This is a genomic window from Stenotrophomonas maltophilia group sp. P373 (assembly GCF_053295075.1).
In genome coordinates, this window is sequence record NZ_CM129994.1 from 3,930,316 (window position 1) to 3,948,089 (window position 17,774).

Annotated in this window: 17 protein-coding genes; 10 read left to right on the forward strand and 7 right to left on the reverse strand. The window is 68.2% G+C overall.

The annotated features are described in order from the left end of the window. Positions 1-3: 3 nt before the first annotated feature. Positions 4-927, reverse strand: a complete 924-nt coding sequence (gene fmt / locus ACSYHF_RS18205) for a methionyl-tRNA formyltransferase (protein ID WP_005419618.1) — start codon at positions 925-927, stop codon at positions 4-6. A gap of 120 nt (positions 928-1,047) precedes the next feature. After that, positions 1,048-1,560: a peptide deformylase gene (gene def, locus ACSYHF_RS18210; RefSeq protein ID WP_005419619.1), complete on the reverse strand. Its 513-nt coding sequence runs from the start codon at positions 1,558-1,560 to the stop codon at positions 1,048-1,050. Positions 1,561-1,686: 126 nt separating this feature from the next. On the opposite strand from def, the gene ACSYHF_RS18215 reads away from it, so the two are divergent. From ACSYHF_RS18215 to ACSYHF_RS18255, 9 genes are all read left to right on the forward strand, one after another. Continuing rightward, positions 1,687-2,817, forward strand: coding sequence for a LysM peptidoglycan-binding domain-containing protein (locus ACSYHF_RS18215; RefSeq protein WP_072167258.1), 1,131 nt, complete (start codon positions 1,687-1,689; stop codon positions 2,815-2,817). A gap of 110 nt (positions 2,818-2,927) precedes the next feature. Beyond that, the gene (dprA, locus tag ACSYHF_RS18220) at positions 2,928-4,055 is read left to right on the forward strand and encodes a DNA-processing protein DprA (RefSeq protein ID WP_447575909.1); all 1,128 of its coding nucleotides are present in this window, start codon (positions 2,928-2,930) and stop codon (positions 4,053-4,055) included. A gap of 43 nt (positions 4,056-4,098) precedes the next feature. Then, positions 4,099-4,572 carry a DUF494 family protein gene (locus ACSYHF_RS18225; protein WP_005419622.1) on the forward strand — a complete coding sequence of 158 codons (474 nt, stop codon included), beginning with the start codon at positions 4,099-4,101 and terminating at the stop codon, positions 4,570-4,572. A gap of 39 nt (positions 4,573-4,611) precedes the next feature. Next, the gene (locus ACSYHF_RS18230) at positions 4,612-5,370 is read left to right on the forward strand and encodes a pilin (protein ID WP_053496977.1); all 759 of its coding nucleotides are present in this window, start codon (positions 4,612-4,614) and stop codon (positions 5,368-5,370) included. A gap of 49 nt (positions 5,371-5,419) precedes the next feature. Next, positions 5,420-6,349 (forward strand): RDD family protein, encoded by a 930-nt coding sequence (locus tag ACSYHF_RS18235; protein ID WP_005419625.1) that lies wholly within the window; start codon positions 5,420-5,422, stop codon positions 6,347-6,349. Positions 6,350-6,542: 193 nt separating this feature from the next. After that, the gene (locus tag ACSYHF_RS18240; protein ID WP_005419627.1) at positions 6,543-9,026 is read left to right on the forward strand and encodes a DNA topoisomerase I; all 2,484 of its coding nucleotides are present in this window, start codon (positions 6,543-6,545) and stop codon (positions 9,024-9,026) included. Between the two features lie 131 nt (positions 9,027-9,157). After that, a complete protein-coding gene (locus tag ACSYHF_RS18245; protein WP_197598660.1) occupies positions 9,158-9,748 on the forward strand; it encodes a Sua5/YciO/YrdC/YwlC family protein in 591 nt (196 codons plus the stop codon). A gap of 43 nt (positions 9,749-9,791) precedes the next feature. After that, positions 9,792-10,481, forward strand: coding sequence for a hypothetical protein (locus ACSYHF_RS18250; protein WP_065196854.1), 690 nt, complete (start codon positions 9,792-9,794; stop codon positions 10,479-10,481). A gap of 34 nt (positions 10,482-10,515) precedes the next feature. Further along, on the forward strand, positions 10,516-11,226 hold the full coding sequence (locus tag ACSYHF_RS18255; protein ID WP_197598661.1) for a hypothetical protein: 711 nt from the start codon (positions 10,516-10,518) through the stop codon (positions 11,224-11,226). A gap of 93 nt (positions 11,227-11,319) precedes the next feature. Here ACSYHF_RS18255 and ACSYHF_RS18260 read toward each other — a convergent pair whose 3' ends face one another. Further along, on the reverse strand, positions 11,320-12,096 hold the full coding sequence (locus tag ACSYHF_RS18260) for an SDR family oxidoreductase (RefSeq protein WP_005419635.1): 777 nt from the start codon (positions 12,094-12,096) through the stop codon (positions 11,320-11,322). A gap of 111 nt (positions 12,097-12,207) precedes the next feature. Here ACSYHF_RS18260 and ACSYHF_RS18265 point away from each other — a divergent pair, with 111 nt between their 5' ends. Then, a complete protein-coding gene (locus tag ACSYHF_RS18265; RefSeq protein ID WP_005419638.1) occupies positions 12,208-12,420 on the forward strand; it encodes a hypothetical protein in 213 nt (70 codons plus the stop codon). A gap of 125 nt (positions 12,421-12,545) precedes the next feature. On the opposite strand, the gene sppA is transcribed toward ACSYHF_RS18265, so the two are convergent. The 4 genes from sppA to ACSYHF_RS18285 all read right to left on the reverse strand — a co-directional run bounded on the left by sppA (position 12,546) and on the right by ACSYHF_RS18285 (position 17,733). Then, entirely contained in the window at positions 12,546-14,468 is a 1,923-nt protein-coding gene (gene sppA / locus ACSYHF_RS18270; RefSeq protein ID WP_005419640.1) for a signal peptide peptidase SppA, read from the reverse strand. A 115-nt stretch (positions 14,469-14,583) separates the two neighbouring features. Next, positions 14,584-15,948, reverse strand: coding sequence for an MATE family efflux transporter (locus tag ACSYHF_RS18275; protein ID WP_005419642.1), 1,365 nt, complete (start codon positions 15,946-15,948; stop codon positions 14,584-14,586). A gap of 206 nt (positions 15,949-16,154) precedes the next feature. Next, on the reverse strand, positions 16,155-16,736 hold the full coding sequence (locus tag ACSYHF_RS18280) for a DUF3106 domain-containing protein (RefSeq protein ID WP_329845510.1): 582 nt from the start codon (positions 16,734-16,736) through the stop codon (positions 16,155-16,157). Continuing rightward, positions 16,729-17,733 carry a hypothetical protein gene (locus ACSYHF_RS18285; protein WP_447575910.1) on the reverse strand — a complete coding sequence of 335 codons (1,005 nt, stop codon included), beginning with the start codon at positions 17,731-17,733 and terminating at the stop codon, positions 16,729-16,731. Before ACSYHF_RS18285 ends, ACSYHF_RS18280 begins: the two co-directional genes overlap by 8 nt. Positions 17,734-17,774 lie beyond the last annotated feature (41 nt).

The following is a 17,774-nucleotide window of genomic DNA, read 5'->3' on the forward strand; positions in this document are numbered from 1 at the left end:
CGCTTATGCTCCCACGCGCAGATCACGGCGGGCGTTGAGGTAGTCGGCGGCGGTGATCGCCTTGCCGCCTTCGCGCTGCAGCGTACGCAAGCGCAGTGCACCCTGGCCACAGGCGATGTCGATGCCATCGCGGCTGGCCGCCAGCACCGTGCCCGGCGCTTGGCTGTGGGCCTCATCCAGCGCCACCGCGCCATGGATGCGCACGCGTTCGCCAGCCAGCGTCGCTTCGGCGATCGGCCACGGATTGAAGGCACGCACGGTACGCGCCAGCACATCGGCGCCCTGCGCCCAGTCCAGACGGGCTTCGGCCTTGTCCAGCTTGTGCGCATAGGTCACGCCCTGCTCCGGCTGCGGCCGCGCGATCGGCTTGATGCCGGCCCGCAGCAGGCCCAGGCCGTCGGACAGGACCTGTGCACCCAGCTCGGCCAGCTTGTCATGCAGCTGGCCACCGGTATCGGTGGCAGCGATCGGCAGTTCCTGGTGCAGCAGCACCGGGCCGGTATCCAGGCCCGCTTCCATCTGCATCAGGCACACACCGGTCTTTGCGTCACCGGCCTGGATCGCGCGCTGGATCGGCGCAGCACCGCGCCAGCGTGGCAGCAGCGAGGCATGCACGTTCCAGCAGCCGTGGGTCGGGATCGCCAGTACCGCCTTGGGCAGGATCAGGCCGTAGGCCACCACCACCATCAGGTCCGGCTGCAGGTCGCGCAGCTGCTGCTGTGCAGCCTCGTCCTTCAGTGATTCGGGCTGGTAGACCGGAATGCCACGGGCCACGGCCTCGAGCTTGACCGGCGACGGTGCCAGGCCACGGCCACGCCCGGCCGGCCGGTCAGGCTGGGTATAGACGGCCACGACCTCGTGGTGGCGCGCCGCGGCGCGCAGCGACGACACCGCGAATTCCGGCGTACCGGCAAAGACAATCCTCATGGCTACCCCACTTGCAGGATGGATTCGTGCAGGAAAGAAAACGGCGCCGTCGGCCGGCGCCGTGCAGCCCGCGCGCGTCGCGCAGGCACGGGCCACCCGAAGGGCGGCCCGGATGGGCGATCACGCCACGTGCTTGCGCTGCTTGGCCAGCTTCTTGCGGACCATCTCGCGCTTGAGCGGCGACAGGTAGTCGATGAACAGCTTGCCGTCCAGGTGGTCCATCTCGTGCTGGATGCAGGTGGCCAGTACTTCACCCGCCTCCAGCTGCTGTTCCTGGCCGTTGCGGTCCAGGTACTTCACGGTGATGGTGTCGGCGCGGGTGACGTCGGCGAAGATGCCCGGGACCGACAGGCAGCCCTCCTGGTACACCCGGCCCCCGTCCCTGGCGACGATTTCCGGGTTGATGAACACATGCGGTTCATTCTTTTCTTCGCTGACATCGATGACCATGAAGCGCTTGTGCACGTCCACCTGGGTGGCCGCCAGGCCGATGCCCGGGGCGTCGTACATGGTCTGGAACATGTTGTCGATCAGTTCCTGGAAGGCCGGCGTGGTGACTTCGGCGGCGTCGATCAACGCAGCCTTGGTACGCAGGCGCGGATCGGGGAACTCGAGAATGGGGAGAAGGGCCATGGCTGTTTCCGGATAGGGGGCCGGCACGCCGGCATACGTCGCAGATTCTAGCTCCAACGCTTGCCTTGCGCCCCGGTTTCTGGACTATAGTGCGTGGACCTGTTGGGGAATCAGGGCTTCACACCTATGTTGCTTCGTTTTCGTACGGTCGTCGCCGCGGCGATGCTGACCGTGGCTGCCTATGCTACCGCCGTGGAAGTGAATGGCGGGCACCCGGACACCTATGTGGTCCGAAAAGGGGATACGTTGTGGGATATCGCCGCACGTTTCCTGCAGAAGCCTTGGCTGTGGCCGGAGATCTGGCAAGCCAATCCGCAGATCGCCAACCCGCACCTGATCTATCCAGGTGACGTGCTGAGCCTTGCCTACCTGGACCGGGTGACCGTGTCCCAGGCCGGCCCGCGCCAGGAGGCCCCGATCGACGCCATTCCGCTGGCCCAGGTCGAGCCGTTCCTGAAGCAGCTGAGCGTTGTCGACAGCATCAAGCAGCTGCCCTACGTGGTCGGCCTGGAGGACAGCCGCCTGCGCGTGTCCGGCGGTGACACCGTCTACGTGCGCCTGGCCGATGCCCAGGTGGGCCAGCGCTGGGCCGTGGTACGCCCGACCGTGCGGTACGCCCAGCCCAAGCCGACCGAAGACCTGACCGCCAATGGCGACGTGACCCCGGGCAGCGGCAACCTGTGGAAGGCCTACAACGCGCCCAACGCCCGCCGTGGCGTGCTCGGCTACGAGCTGGCCCAGGTCGCTACCGGCACCATCACCCAGATTGCCGGCGGCAAGGTCGAGGCCTCCACGCTGGTGCTGGACAAGAACGACGGCGGCCGCGAAGTGCGCGCCGGTGACCGCCTGGTGCCGGTCGAAGCCAAGCCGTACGACCTGCAGTTCATCCCTCATGTACCCGCTGCCGGTGTCGAGGGTGTGGACGTGCGCGTGCTGGCCGTCACCGACATGTTCAATGCCGGTGGCCCGCGCGACGTGATCGCGATCTCGGCCGGCCGTGCCCAGGGCGTGGACAACGGTACCGTGTTCTCGCTGTGGCGCCCGGGCCGCCATGTGGCGCACCGCATGAAGTACCCGGGCTCCTCGCGCATGGACGACTCGCTCAGCACCGGCGCGGGCCGGGTCTCGCTGCCGGACGAGTATGCCGCGCACGCGATGGTGTTCCGTACCTTCGACAACGTCAGCTACGCGCTGGTGATGCAGGGCGTGAAGCCGGTGCAGGTCGGTTACAATGCGCTGCACCCGGACGCAAAGTAACCGTTGCCGGGCGTGCCGGCCGCTGCCCGGCAGGCGTCTGCGGGAAAACCTGACGATCACATGCGAAGGCGCCCTAGGGCGCCTTTGTTGCGTGCGGCCGATAGTGGGGGATGACCACGCATGCATATGAGGCGCTGCTGCGCCTGTTGATGGCGGGAGGCGCACTGGCGCCACGACGGGCCCTGCTGCAGGCCGCGGGCGGTGCGCAAGCCGCCATCGCGCAAGGCCCGGCGAACTGGCGCGCGCACGGCTGCACGCCGGAGCAATGCGCCGCGCTGGAACGTCCCGACGCCCGGGCGTGTGCATCCGCCCTGCGCTGGCTGGAACAGGACAACCATCACCTGCTGCCCTGCACCGATCCGGCCTTTCCGCCCTCGTTGCTGGAGGTGCCCAACCCGCCGCTGGCGCTGTTCGTCGCCGGAGACCCCAGCCTGGCCTGGCGCCCGTCGGTGGCGCTGGTCGGCAGCCGTTCCCCCACCCCGGGCGGGCGCGCACTGGCCGCGCGTTTTGCCGGCTGTTTCGTCGAGGCGGGCCTGGCGGTGACCAGCGGCCTGGCCGCAGGCATCGATGCGGCTGCGCACCAGGCCACGCTCGAGGCCGGTGGCTGCACCGTGGCGGTGATCGGCACGGGCCCTGACCGCGCCTATCCGGACAGCCACGCCCAGCTGCAGGCGCGCATCGCCGCCGAGGGCGTGGTGCTCAGCGAGTACCTGCCGGGTACGGCGGCCCGCCCAGGTCACTTCCCCGCGCGCAACCGGCTGGTGGCCGGGCTGGCGCTGGCCACCGTGGTGGTCGAGGCCGCGCAGCGTTCGGGCGCGCTGATCACCGCGCGCCTGGCCGCCGAGGCAGGCCGCGAGGTCTGTGCCCTGCCCGGGTCGGTGCTCAACCCGCGCGCGGCGGGCTGCCACCGCCTGATCCGCGAGGGCGCGGCGCTGGTCGAGCGCCCCGAGGAGGTTCTGGAACTGCTCGCCCCCGCCCTTCGCCAGCAGCTGCCGGGCTTGCAATCGCGGCTGGTCACCCCCACTGAACAGGCACTGCCGGCCCTCCTGCCGGCGCGCTGGGCCGACGACCCTGACTACCAGTGCTTGTGGCGAGCCCTGGACCACAACCCAAGCGGTATGGATTCACTGATCACGCGCTGTGGATTGACGGCGCCCCAGGTGTCCTCCATGCTGCTGGCCATGGAACTGGCGGGAATCGTGGTGTGCGTACACGGCCGTTACTGTCGAACTCCCTAGTTTCTTCACCTCCACAGCGTCGCGCGACGCAGGCCGAGGGGCAATGAAAGAGAGCATCCTGGATGTACTGCTGTACCTGTTTGAACACTATTTCAGCGAAGATGCGGACCTGATCCGTGACCGCGATTCGCTGCAGAACGGCCTGATCCAGGCCGGTTTCAGCCCCACCGAGATCAACAAGGCGTTCGACTGGCTCGATGCCCTGGCCGCGCAGCGGCCGAGCGTGGCCCAGGCGCGGGTCGACGGCCCCGTGCGCATCTACCATGGCCCCGAGCTGGACAAGCTGGATGTGGAATGCCGCGGCTTCCTGCTGTACCTGGAACAGCACGGCATCCTCGACGCCGACCAGCGCGAGCTGGTGCTGGACCGGGCGATGGCCCTGGACCAGGACGAACTGGACCTGGACGACCTGAAATGGGTCGTGCTGATGGTGCTGTTCAACCAGCCCGGCTCCGAAGCGGCCTATGCCTGGATGGAGACGCAGATGTTCATGGACGAGCCAGAACCCCTTCACTGACCGTACACTTGGGGGCATAGCGCATTCAGGAGCGTCCCCGTGAGCGAGTGGTTCCATGCAGAAGGCAACCGGCAGCAAGGCCCGCTGCCGGCGGAACAGTTGGTCGAGTTGTTCCGAAACAACCAGATCTCCCTGGACACCCTGGTCTGGCGCGACGGCCTGCCGCAATGGCAGCCGTTGCGTACCGTGGTCGACGAGCTGGGCCTGATCGTGCCGGCACTGGACGTTGCTGCGCCGGCCCAGCAACCCGAGCCGGAACCGGAACCGGTGGCCCCCCCTCCGCCGCAGCCGCCTGTGCTGCCGCCGTCCACGCCCTATGCCACCCAAGCGGCAGCCGGGGTTCTGCCACCGCCGAAGAAGAAGCTCTCCGGTTGCGCCCTGACCGCGATCATCGGCGGCGGCCTGCTGCTGGTACTGGTACCGATCATGGCCATCCTCGCGGCGATCGCCCTGCCCGCATACAACGACTACACCGTGCGTGCCAGGATCGCGACCGCGGTCAATGCCCTGCAGCCGCTGAAACAGCAGGTGCAGCACTTCGCCGACGATGAAGGCCGCTGCCCCGGCGCCAACGATGCCGGTTTCCCGGCCCCGGGTGACTTCACCCAGGCCGGCCTGTCGGCGGTGAACATCGGCCGCTTCAACAACGGTCACTGTGGCATCGAAGCAACGCTGGCCGTGCCCGGCAAGAGCCTCGATGGCGACCTGCTGTGGCTGGAATATGATCGGGACAGCGGCCGCTGGGAATGCAGCGGTGAAAGCGACGACAAGTACCTGCCGACGTCGTGCCGCGGCTGAGCCACGCGCACGGCAGCACCTCCAAGGACGATCCAACAGGGAACATGCAATGACTGAGTGGTACTACGCCGTAGGACAGCAACGCCAGGGCCCGCTGTCGGTCCAGGAGATCCGCCAGCGCTTCCAGCGCGGCGAACTGAACCTGGACACCCTGGTCTGGCGCGAAGGCATGGCCCAGTGGGCTGCACTGCGCCAGGTGGTCGATGAACTGGGCCTGCAGACGCTGGCCGACGCCAGCACCGCCACTGCCAGTGGCGGCTTCGACCTGCGCAGCGACTACGCCGCCATCGACAACGGCACTGCGCCGCTGCCTGGCACGGGCGCGCTCAGCAGCTCGCCCTACAACGCCCCGGCCGCCGCCGCTGCCGGTGGCGCGCGGCCGGTGATCGGCGGCGAGGTGGTCTACGCCGGCTTCTGGAAGCGCGTCGCGGCCTACATGATCGACTACTTCGTGCTGGCCGTGCCGGGCGGCATCATCGGCGCCATCATCGGCGTGGTGCTTGGCGCCAGCATGGGCGCGGTGGGCAGTGGCGAAACCTCCATCGAAATCGTCGCGCAGCTGGCCAGCGCGCTGATCAACATGGCCATCGGCGTGGCCTACTACACCTGGTTCCATTCCTCGCAGGGCGGCGCCACGCTGGGCAAGATGGCGGTCGGCATCAAGGTCGTGCGCAGCAACGGTGACCGCCTGACCCGTGGCCGCGCCTTCGGTCGCTACTGGGCCATGCTGCTGAGCAGCTTCACCCTGGGGATCGGCTTCCTGATGGCCGCCTTCACCGAGCGCAAGCAGGGCCTGCACGACATGATCTGCGACACCCTGGTGGTCGACCGCTGGGCCTACACCGACCAGCCGCAGCTGCAGCGCCATGAGCTGGGTACGGTCACCATCGTGATCCTGGTACTGACCGGCCTGCTGACGGTCGCGGGCCTGGTGCTGCTGGTGGCTGCGGTCGGCTTCATCGCCAAGATGGCCTCATGAACGGCCATCCTCACGTCTGGCTGCTTGACAGGGGCTGGCCGGGCGTGATTCCTCTAATAAGGTGAAACCTGAACGCCCGGCACACTACCGGGCGTTCAGCGTATTGATTTGTCCGTGGCCGCTTCACTAATGCGGCCGTTTGCTCCACCCTAGCGGCCCCTTCCCTGCGGCTCGCCCCACAGACACTGCTGCCATGCCCAAGCACCTGCTCATCGTCGAATCGCCGGCCAAGGCCAAGACGATCAACAAATACCTCGGCAAGGACTACACCGTCCTGGCCTCGTATGGGCATGTGCGTGACCTGATTCCGAAGGAAGGCGCGGTCGACCCGGACAACGGGTTCGCCATGCACTACGACGTGATCGACAAGAACGAAAAGCATGTCGATGCGATCGCCAAGGCCGCCAAGGGCGCCGACGACATCCTGCTGGCAACCGACCCGGATCGCGAGGGTGAAGCGATCAGCTGGCATATCGCCGAGATCCTGAAGGAACGCGGGCTGGTCAAGGACAAGCCGATGCAGCGCGTGGTGTTCACCGAGATCACCCCGCGCGCCATCAAGGAAGCGATCAGCCAGCCGCGTGCGATCGCCAGCGACCTCGTCGACGCCCAGCAGGCCCGCCGCGCACTTGACTACCTGGTCGGCTTCAACCTGTCGCCGGTGCTGTGGCGCAAGGTGCAGCGCGGCCTGTCCGCCGGCCGCGTGCAGAGCCCGGCGCTGCGCATGATCGTCGAGCGCGAGGAAGAGATCGAAGCCTTCATCGCCCGCGAGTACTGGTCGATCGCTGCCGAGTGCGCGCACCCGTCCCAGCACTTCAATGCCAAGCTGGTCAAGCTGGACGGGCAGAAGTTCGAGCAGTTCACCGTCACCGATGGCGACACCGCTGAAGCGGCGCGCATGCGCATCCAGCAGGCCGCGCAGGGTTCGCTGCACGTCACCGACGTGGCCAGCAAGGAGCGCAAGCGCCGCCCGGCGCCGCCGTTCACCACCTCCACCCTGCAGCAGGAAGCCTCGCGCAAGCTCGGCTTCACCACCCGCAAGACCATGCAGGTGGCGCAGAAGCTGTATGAAGGCGTGGCCATCGGCGACGAAGGCACCGTCGGCCTGATTTCGTACATGCGTACCGACTCGGTGAACCTGTCGCAGGACGCGCTGGCGGAAATCCGCGACGTGATCGCCCGCGACTACGGCATCGCCTCGCTGCCGGACCAGCCCAACACCTACCAGACCAAGTCGAAGAACGCCCAGGAAGCGCACGAAGCCGTACGCCCGACCTCGGCCCTGCGCACCCCGTCGCAGGTCGCCCGGTTCCTTACCGACGACGAGCGGCGCCTGTACGAGCTGATCTGGAAGCGTGCGGTGGCCTGCCAGATGATCCCGGCCACGCTCAACACGGTCAGCGTCGACCTGTCGGCCGGCAGCGAACACGTGTTCCGCGCCAGCGGCACCACCGTGGTCGTGCCCGGCTTCCTGGCCGTGTACGAGGAAGGCAAGGACAACAAGAGCGCCGAGGACGAGGATGAGGGCCGCAAGCTGCCCGCGATGAAGCCGGGCGACCGCATCCCGCTGGAACGCATCCTGGCCGAACAGCATTTCACCCAGCCACCGCCGCGCTACACCGAAGCGGCGCTGGTGAAGGCGCTGGAAGAGTACGGCATCGGCCGTCCCTCGACCTACGCCTCGATCATCCAGACCCTGCTGTTCCGCAAGTATGTGGAAATGGAAGGCCGCAGCTTCCGCCCATCCGACGTGGGTCGCGCGGTGTCCAAGTTCCTGTCCAGCCACTTCACCCAGTACGTGGATTACGACTTCACCGCCAGGCTTGAGGACGAGCTCGATGCCGTCTCGCGCGGTGAGGAAGAATGGATCCCGCTGATGGCCCGTTTCTGGGAGCCGTTCAAGGAACTGGTCGAAGACAAGAAGGAATCGGTCGACCGCGCCGAGGCCAGTGGCGCGCGCGAGCTCGGCACCGACCCCAAGACCGGCAAGCCGGTCAGCGTGCGGCTGGGTCGCTTCGGGCCGTATGCCGCCATCGGCAGCACCGCCGAGGACGCCGAGGAAAAGCCGAAGTTCGCCTCATTGCGCCCCGGCCAGTCGATGCACACCATCTCGTTGGAAGACGCGCTGGAACTGTTCCTGATGCCGCGCGCACTGGGCGAGGACAATGGTGAGCCGGTCAGCGTCGGCATCGGCCGCTTCGGCCCGTTCGCCAAGCGCGGCAGCACCTACGCCTCGCTGAAGAAGGAAGACGACCCGTACACCATCGACCTGGCCCGCGCCGTATTCCTGATCGAAGAGAAGGAAGAGATCGCGCGCAACCGGATCATCAAGGAGTTCGAGGGCAGCGACATCCAGGTGCTGAACGGCCGCTTCGGCCCGTACATCAGCGATGGCAGGATGAACGGCAAGATCCCCAAGGATCGCGAGCCGTCATCGCTGACCCTGGCTGAAGTGCAGCAGTTGATGGAAGAAACCGGCAAGCCGGTGCGCAAGGGCTTCGGCGCCAAGAAGGCCGCTGCGAAGAAGGCACCGGCCAAGAAGGCTGCGGTGAAGAAGGAAGCAGCGCCGAAGAAGGCCGCGGCCAAGAAAGCGCCGGCCAAAAAGGCGGTGAAGAAAGCTGCCGCAAAGAAGGCACCGGCGAAGAAGGCCGTCAAGAAGACCGCCGCAAAGAAGTAGATCCACGCCATGCGCGGATGAGGGGCAGTGCCGGCCGCTGGCCGGCAACCCCTGGAAGCGTCGGATGCCGGCCAGCGGCCGGCACTACCGAGTGGGTGCGTTCCACCCCTTCTGCACGCAGCGGGGGGATAATGGAGGCCCACGCCGGGCCGGTCGCCGTCATGAAAGAACTCAACCTGAACTCTGCTGTCGCCACGCTCCGCGCCGGTGGCGTGATTGCCTATCCGACCGAGGCGGTCTGGGGCCTGGGCTGCGATCCGTCACATGAAGCCGCGGTGCACGCGGTGCTGCGGCTGAAGCAGCGCCCGATCGAAAAGGGCATGATCCTGGTCGCCGCCGAACTGTCGCAGCTGGAGGGCTGGGTCCGCCTGCAGGCATTGCCCGACGCCCGCCAGCGCGCGGTGCTGGCCAGCTGGCCGGGCGCCAACACCTGGATCCTGCCGGCCGGTCCGCACGCGCAGCCCTGGGTCACCGGCGAACACAGCGGTATCGCGGTGCGCATCAGCGCCCACCCGCTGGTCGCCGCCCTGTGCCGCGCCTGGGGTGGCCCGCTGGTCTCCACCAGCGCCAACCTGGCCGGTGAACCACCGGCCCGCAGCCGTGCCGAGCTCGATCCGCGCCTGCTGCGCCTGCTCGATGGCCTCCTCGATGGCGAGACCGGCGGCCTGGCCCAGCCAACCCCGATCCGCGACGCGCTCAGCGGCAACGTGCTGCGCTCCTGAGCGGACGATTGCACTGCCACGCACAATCACGCACCCTGCCGCCATGAACCTGCTGCGCACCGCCTTGGGCCTGTGCCTGCTGCTGCCATGGACCGCACCGGCCGCAGAGGACGTGCGCGTCTATCGCTGCGTCGCCAGCAATGGCGCCGTGGCCCTGCAGGACAGGCCCTGCAGCAGCGGCCGGCAGGAAGTGCGCGACCTGCAGCGCCCGCGCGACCCGACGCCACGGGTGGTGCGCAGCGATGCGACGCCCGCGCCTCCCGACGAGGTTCCGGTGATGCGCGATCGCGAAGTCCGCCACGTCTACATCCAGCCGCCACAGCCGTTGTACGAATGCGTGAGCGACGACGGTCGCCGCTATACCAGCGACAACAACGAGGGCAATCCGCGCTGGGTACCGTTGTGGACCAGCGTCTGGCTTCCGCACGGGCACCACGGCCCGGTCCATCCCGGCCCACGCCCGGCCTTCGGCACGCCGGTCGGCACCCCCATCGGTGAAGGAACCGGCTACCGGCCGCCCGCGGTGGGTGTCGGTGTGCAGGTTCCGGCCGGCAGCGTGCTGGTCCGCGACAGCTGCCATGCGCTGCCGCCGCAGGAAGTCTGCGCGCGCCTGCGCGACCGCCGCTGGGAACTGGACCGCCGCTACAACAGTGCGCTGCAGAGCGAGCGTACTGCCATCAGCAACGAACAGCGTGGCATCGACGCACGCCTGTCGCGGGACTGCGACCGCTGAGCGCAGCACCTGCCGTGGCATGTACGCTGTGCGCATGAAGAACCTGATCTGGCTGGCCCTGGGCCTGTTCGCCGGCAACGCAGTGGCCGACGACGGGGTGATCTACCGCTGCACCTCCAGCAACAGCGATGTGCCCACCCTGCAACGTACGCCCTGCCCTGCCGGCAGCAAGCAGCAGGTGGTGCGGATTCCGGCCGCTGCCAGTGCGCCGCCCACGCCGACCCCTGTGCCGTCGCCACCCGAACCGGCGGCGGCGGGTATGCCGCCGGCTTCCGCGCCCAGCCCCCGCCGCCCCGGCGAAGGACGCACGATCATGGAAGCCGGCATGGTCGAACGCGAAGGCGGCGATCTGATACTCGACAGTGCATCGCTGCCACGCCAGGCTGATGCCGCGCCGGACAGCAATGCGCCGCCGAAGCCGCCGCTGCCGCCCATCTTCCAGTGCACCGACAGCCAGGGCGGTGGCTACCTGCACGAATACGAAGCTGCCCCCGGCCGCTGCGAACTGATGACCGTGCAGGGCCTGGGCGGCGCCACACCGGTCAATGCTGCAGGCTGCGAAGTGGTGCGCGACCGCTGCGAGGAACTGCCGGAAGCGCAGCGCTGCAGCAGCTGGCAGCAACGCTTCCGCGACGCACGTGGCCGCGAGCGGTTCGCCTCGCCGGAGAACCGCGACAAGGCCCGCGGGGAACGCGAACGGTTGCAGGGCGTGCTGGAGGCCAGCAACTGCCCGGTACCGGGGTGACTGCCATGCGGTAGTTCCGGCCGCTGGCCGGCAACTGCAATCACCTGAAGATCCCGTGGTTGCCGGCCAGCGGCCGGCACTACCACCGCATGATCAGAAGCCGTAGCGCAGGAAACCGCCATCCACTGCGATGCATTCGCCGGTGACATAGCTGGCCGCCGGCAGGCACAGGAAGCCCACGGCTGCGGCCACTTCCTCCGGTTCACCGATGCGGCGCATCGGCGTGCGGTTGACCACTTCCTCGTAGTAGTCCGGGTCCGACAATGGACCGGACGTGCGCCGCGTGCGGATGTACCAGGGCGCCACCGCGTTGACCCGGATGCCATCCTCGGCCCACTCGACGGCCAGGTTGCGGGTCATCTGGTGCATCGCGGCCTTGGTCATGCCGTAGACCACGCCACTGCGCACGTGGGTCAGCCCGGACACGCTGCCGACATTGACGATCGACGACGACGCGTGCCGGGCCAGCAGCGGATGCGCGTAGCGCGACAGCTCGAAGGCCGAGAACAGGTTGGTCTCGAAGATCTTGCGCCACTCGTCCTCGGAATACTCCGTGGCTGCCTTGGTGACGTTGCCACCAGCGTTGTTGACCAGGATGTGCAGGCCATCACTGTGGTCTTCCACCCAGTCCAGGATCTGGCGGCGGTCCTCGTCATCGGAGACGTCCGCGGCCAGCGCATGCACCTGGTGCTGCGGATACACATCCAGCAGTTCGTCGCGCGCGGTCTCCAGCATGTCGATATCGCGGCCGACGATCATCAGATCGGCGCCGAGCCCCGCCAGTTCATGCGCGATGGCCAGGCCGATGCCGGCGCTGGCGCCGGTGATCAGGGCCGTCTGGCCGTCCAGGCGCCACCGTTGCTGGGTCATGTGTCCTCCGGGGCCGCGCCCACTGCATTTCGATGCCGCAAGGATACGCGCTCACGGCAGCGCGTTGCCGGAGATGCGACACTGCGCGAACGCCCACCGCGGAGTACCGCCATGCGCATCCTGATCCTGTTCTTGTCCCTGCTGGCCATCGTGCAGCTGGTTGCCTGCCAGCGTCCGCCGACGCCGAACCCGGAGAAGCCACCGGTACCCAAAGCGATGTCGCATGCGATGCAGGAGCCGCTGGACCGCGCCAAGGGCGCGCAGAAGGCCGTGGATGAAGCCGCCGCACGCGAGCGCAAGGCCGAGGCCGACGCGGCGCGATGACGAGTGGCCTATGGGGTCAGAGCCCTTTGCGAAGCCAAGGGATCAGACCCCATGAACGAGAACGCCCGGCCAAGGCCGGGCGTTTCGCTGTCCAGTAGTTCCACGCCCTGCGTGGATGGCTTCCGTCAGAACCCGCAGAAGCAGTAAGCAAGCGCCTTCACCGGTGCCCCGTTGCCCTTTTCGCGGGCCGCGTTCTCGACGAAGCGCAGCTGCGTGTCCACTTCCGGCATCGTGCGTGCCAGCATCATCCGCGCCATGCCCGAATCGGACAGCATCCAGGCACCGGCACGACTGCCAGCGAAACCGCTGACGAACTGCGCGAACGGCGTGGCTGCCTTCTCGATGTAGCGCACGCGATAGGCATCGGACTTGCCCAGCTTGGCGCGGCTGGCCGCATCGGCCACCGCATCCTTCAGGCCACCGAAGGCATCGACCAGGCCGCGTTCCTTGGCCTGTGCACCGCTCCACACGCGGCCGCGGGCCACCTCGTCCACGGCCTCGACCGGCTTCTTGCGCGCGTCGGCGACGCGACCGGTGAAGTCGGCGTAGCCTTTGTTGATCACCGACTGGATGACCTGTCCCACGGCCGGATCCATCGGGCGGGTGACATCGAATGCACCCGCAAAACGGGTGGTGCCGACACCGTCAGTGTGCACGCCGATCTTGTCCAGCGCGCGGCTGAAGTTCGGTACCATGCCGAAGATGCCGATCGAACCGGTGATGGTCGACGGATCGGCGTAGATGCGATCGGCATTCATGCTGATCCAGTAGCCACCGGAGGCAGCCAGGTCGCCCATCGACACCACCACCGGCTTGCCAGCGGCCTGCAGCGCCACCACTTCACGGCGGATCTGCTCGGAGGCGAACACCTCACCGCCGGGCGAATCGACGCGCAGCACCACGGCCTTCACGTTGTCGTCGTCGCGCGCGGCGCGCAACAGCGCTGAGGTCGACTCGCCGCCGATGCGGCCGGCCGGCAGGTCGCCACCGCTGATCTCGCCGGCAGCCACCACCACGGCCACCTGCGGACGCGAGTCCACCGGGTTGCGGCGGGCGTCGAGCAGGGCCAGGTAACGGCCGAAGTCGACGTTGCGGAAACCACCGTCGGCGTCTTCGTCGGCCACGCCGCGCTCGATCATCAGATCCTCGAATTCCTCGCGGGTCTTCAGCGCGGTCACCAGCTTCTGCTGCAGGGCGAACTTGGCCAGGTCACCACCGGCGGCGGCGATGCCTTCCGGCAGCGTGTCGATGCCGGCAGCCAGCTGCGCCGGATCCAGGCGGCGCGCCTTGGCGATGTCGCCCAGATAGCGCTGCCACACATCGTTCATCCAGAACAGGTCGGCTTCCTTGGAGGCCGGCGACGCGGCGTCGAGCACGTACGGTTCGGCCGCGGACTTGTACTCGCCCACCTTGAACAGGTGCACGTCCACGCCCAGCTTGTCCTGCAGGCCGGTGCGGAAGTACTGGCGGTAGCGGCCGAGGCCTTCGAGCACGACCGAACCCATCGGGTCCAGGTAGACCTCGTCGGCCTGCGCGGCCAGCAGGTACTGCGACTGGCCCATGCTCTCGCTGTAGGCCACCAGCTGCTTGCCGGAGGCACGCAGATCCTGCAGCGCGGCGGCCACTTCGCGCAGCGAAGCGAAGCCGGACGGCTGCAGCTTGTCCAGCTCCAGCACCACGCGCTCGATCTTCTTGTCGTCCTTGGCCGACTCGATCACCCGCAGCAGATCGCGCAGCTGGATCTCTTCGGCACCGTTGTCACCCACCGCCTTGGCGAGTGCGCGGCTGACCGGATCGGCACTGAACTGCTCGACCAGGCGGCCCTCCGGCGCGATCACCAGGGTGGTGCGGTCCTGCAGTGACTTGCTGGCACCGGCGCCCATGCCGGCGGCGATGACGAACATCACCAGCAGCAGGAACAGCAGGCCGAAGAACACCAGGTTGAGAATCAACCGGCGGGTGAAGTTCATGACGTCCCACAGCCCGATGAAGAAACTGGCGACGGGGTTGCGACGCGCCGGGGGCAGCGGGGGCACGGGTTGATTCATGGAACGCTCCGGATGGCTTCTTGCCGTGGTACCAGCATAGCCGGTGCCGCGTGATGCGGCATCGGACACAAGTCAGGGGATCGCCCGCCATGGGTCGGCATGGCGGGCAGAAAGATCAGGACAGCGCGGACTGCCCGATGCGCTGGCTGCTGCGGCGCAGGCGCCAGCCCATCAGGATGGCAGCGGCGGTCAGGCCGACGATCAGGCCGATCCACATGCCCTGCGGGCCCATGCCCAGCCCCAGGCCGAGCCCGGCGCCGAGCGGCATGCCCAGGCCCCAGTACGCGAACATGGCGATGAACATCGGCACGCGGGTGTCCTTGAGGCCGCGCAGCGCACCCGCCGACAGCACCTGGATGCCGTCCGGGAACTGGAAGGTGGCCGCGTACAGCAGCAGGGTCGAGGCCAGGCCGGCCACTGCCAGGTCGTTGGTGTACACACCGACGATGGCATCGTGGCCGAACAGCAGCACCGCCGCTGACAACGTCTGCGTGCCCATGATGATCGCGTAACCGGCCCACGCCGCACGCCGCACGCCGAAGCCGTCACCACGGCCGACCGCATGGCCGACGCGCACGGTGGTGGCCTCGGCCACGCCCATCGGGATCATGAAGCACAGCTGCGCGACGTTGATCGCGATCTGGTGTGCCGCCGCTTCATTGGCACCCAGGCGGCCGATCAGCAAGGCGGTGACGATGAACAGGCCGCCTTCCATCAGCACGGTGATGCCGATCGGCAGGCCGGTGCGCAGCAGCTCCCAGATCGCCTTCCAGCGCGGTCCCTCGAAGTGCGAGAACAGCTGCAGATGGGCGAAGCGCTTGGTCCGCCACAGATACAGGGCGAATGCGGTCGCCTGCAGCCACATCATCACCGCCGAAGCGATGCCGAGGCCCTCGGCCCCCAACTCCGGGAAGCCGAGCTTGCCATTGGCCAGCACGTAGCCCATCGGTGCCAGCACCAGCAGGCCACCGAAGCCGAGCAGCATGGTCGGCAGCGTCCAGTGCATGCCCTCGCTTAGATAACGCATGCAGAAGTACAGGGTCAGCGCCGGGCCACCCCAGCGCACCGCATGCAGGAACGCGGTCGCCCCGGGCACGATGTCCGGCGCGATGCCGAAGGCCGGCAGCAGCGGCGGCACCACGGTGAGGAAGGTGAACATGATCAGCCCCAGCCCCAGCGCCAGCCACAGTGCCTGGCGGAACAGCGGGCCGATCTCGCGCTCGCGGCCGGCGCCATGCAGCTGCGACACCGAGGCGGTGAGCGAGATCAGGGTGCCGATCGGAATCAGCATCGGCAGCCACAACAGCGCCGTACCGATGGTGACTGCGGCAAGGGTCGCCGTAGCGTGGTGGCCGGCAATCACGTTGTCGACGAAGGAGATCAGACCGGTGGACACATGGCCCAGCACGAGCGGCAGGGCGAGCAGACCGGTGGCGCCGACTTCCTTGCTGAAGCGCGGCGTGGAGGTTGCAGTAGACATAAGGTGCTTGACGCGAACTGCGGTTGCGCGCGAAGGGCACAGGCACCGGGTTGCGGGCGCCCATCTTACGCGGGCGGCGCCTGCATTCCCATGACATGGCGTGAATGCTGGGTTTCAGCCGCCCCAAGCAAAAAGGGGACGGAGGGGATTAAGTCGCATTCGGCACTGACTGGCCTGATACGACTTAATCCCCTCCGTCCCCTTTTCTACTGGCCGGCCTGGCGCTTTAGCCAGCTGTCGCGCTCGGCGGCGGGCACGGCGAGGAAGGCGCTGCGTACCGTGTCGCGTTCCTGCGGCGGCGTGCGCTGCGCGACCAGGGCCAGCTGGGCCAGCTGCGCCGGGTTGAGCTGGCGCAGCACGGCCAGCGCGGTCTCGCGTTGCTCCGGTGGCACGAATCCGAACAGTCCGTGCAGCTTGGGGAATTCCAGGCCCAGCTGCGGGCCCAGCCGCCATCCGGCGCGGAACGCCTGATCCTGCGCCTGGAATTGCTGCCGCATGCGCTGCTGTTGATCGGCCGGCAGCGAATTGAAGCGCGCAGCCGCCTGACGGATGCGCTCGCGCTCTGCTTCCGGCAATGCGCGCCAGGCGGCGTAGTCGGCACGGCGCTGTCGCTGCTGCTGCGCATCCAGCTGGACGAATTCGGCAGGTGCTGTTGCAGCGGCCGACGCCGGCGTGGCCGGCGAACTGCCCGGAACCGGTGGCGGCAACGGCACGCTCAACGGCTGCGGTGCGGCGGACAGCGACAGCGGCAGGGCCAGCAGCAGGCTGGCGAGCACGTACTTATTCATCGGCGGCAGCCGTTTCCAGCGTGGCACTGGCCGGCTCCGGCCGGCTCGGCTTGGCTTGCGATTCATCCACCGGCAGCGGGCCGCCCGCGGCAGTCCACGCGTACAGGTCGGCATCGGCGACCAGCGGGTAGTCGCGGTCTGCCAGCATCGCTGCGTCATCATTGGCTTGCGCCTGGCCCGCGTCCGGTGTGGCGTCCACCTTGCTCGGTGGCAGGGCTTCCACGGTCACCGGACCGGCTTCGCCCACTACGCCCTCCGGCAAGGGTGCATCGCTGCCGAACGAATGTCCCTGCAGGTGGCGCCACCCCAGCGCGGCGGCCAGCAGTACCGCCACCGTCACCAGCAGGATCAGCGGACCGCGCCAGCGCGGCCTGGCATTCGCGCGGCGGCGCTTGCCGTTGGCGGCCGCACGCTCGTCCCGCTGCGGTGCGCGCCAGCTGGAGGCCGGTGCTTCATTGAGGGCGGCGGGTGCGGCCGGCTGCTGGAGCTGCTGCAGGCGCGTGGCCGGCAGTTCACGGATACGCGCCTGCACCTGCTCGGCCAGCTGGCGCCAGGCTGCGGCGTCTGGCTGGCCATGGGCATCCCGCGGGCAGGCATCGGCCAGCAGGTGCTGGTATCCGGCCTCGTCCTGGTCGAGCACGCGCATGGCGATGCCCTCGTCCAGGCTGCCGCCCACCCGCAGCAGCAGCGCCAGTCGTGGAAGTGGCGGCATCGCGCCCAACGCGGCCAACGACGGCGCCCACTGCCCGCCCGCCGGCTCGCGCAGCGCCTGGCGCTGGCCCAGCAGGGTCCAGAAGCGGGTCGGCCATTGCGCCATCGGCAGGTCGCTGGCGACCGCTGCAAACGCGCGCATCACTGCCACCAGGGTCTGCTCGGCACGCGCGGCATCGCCGCACTGCAGTTCAGCCACCACCAGGGCGCGGCGTTCGACGCCACGCAGGAACGCCGACAGCGCGCCGGCCGCGGTCGAGGAAACAGGGGCGGGCACAGCCGTCATCGGTCACTCCAAAGGTCTGCCGGCATGATAGCGGCAGCCCA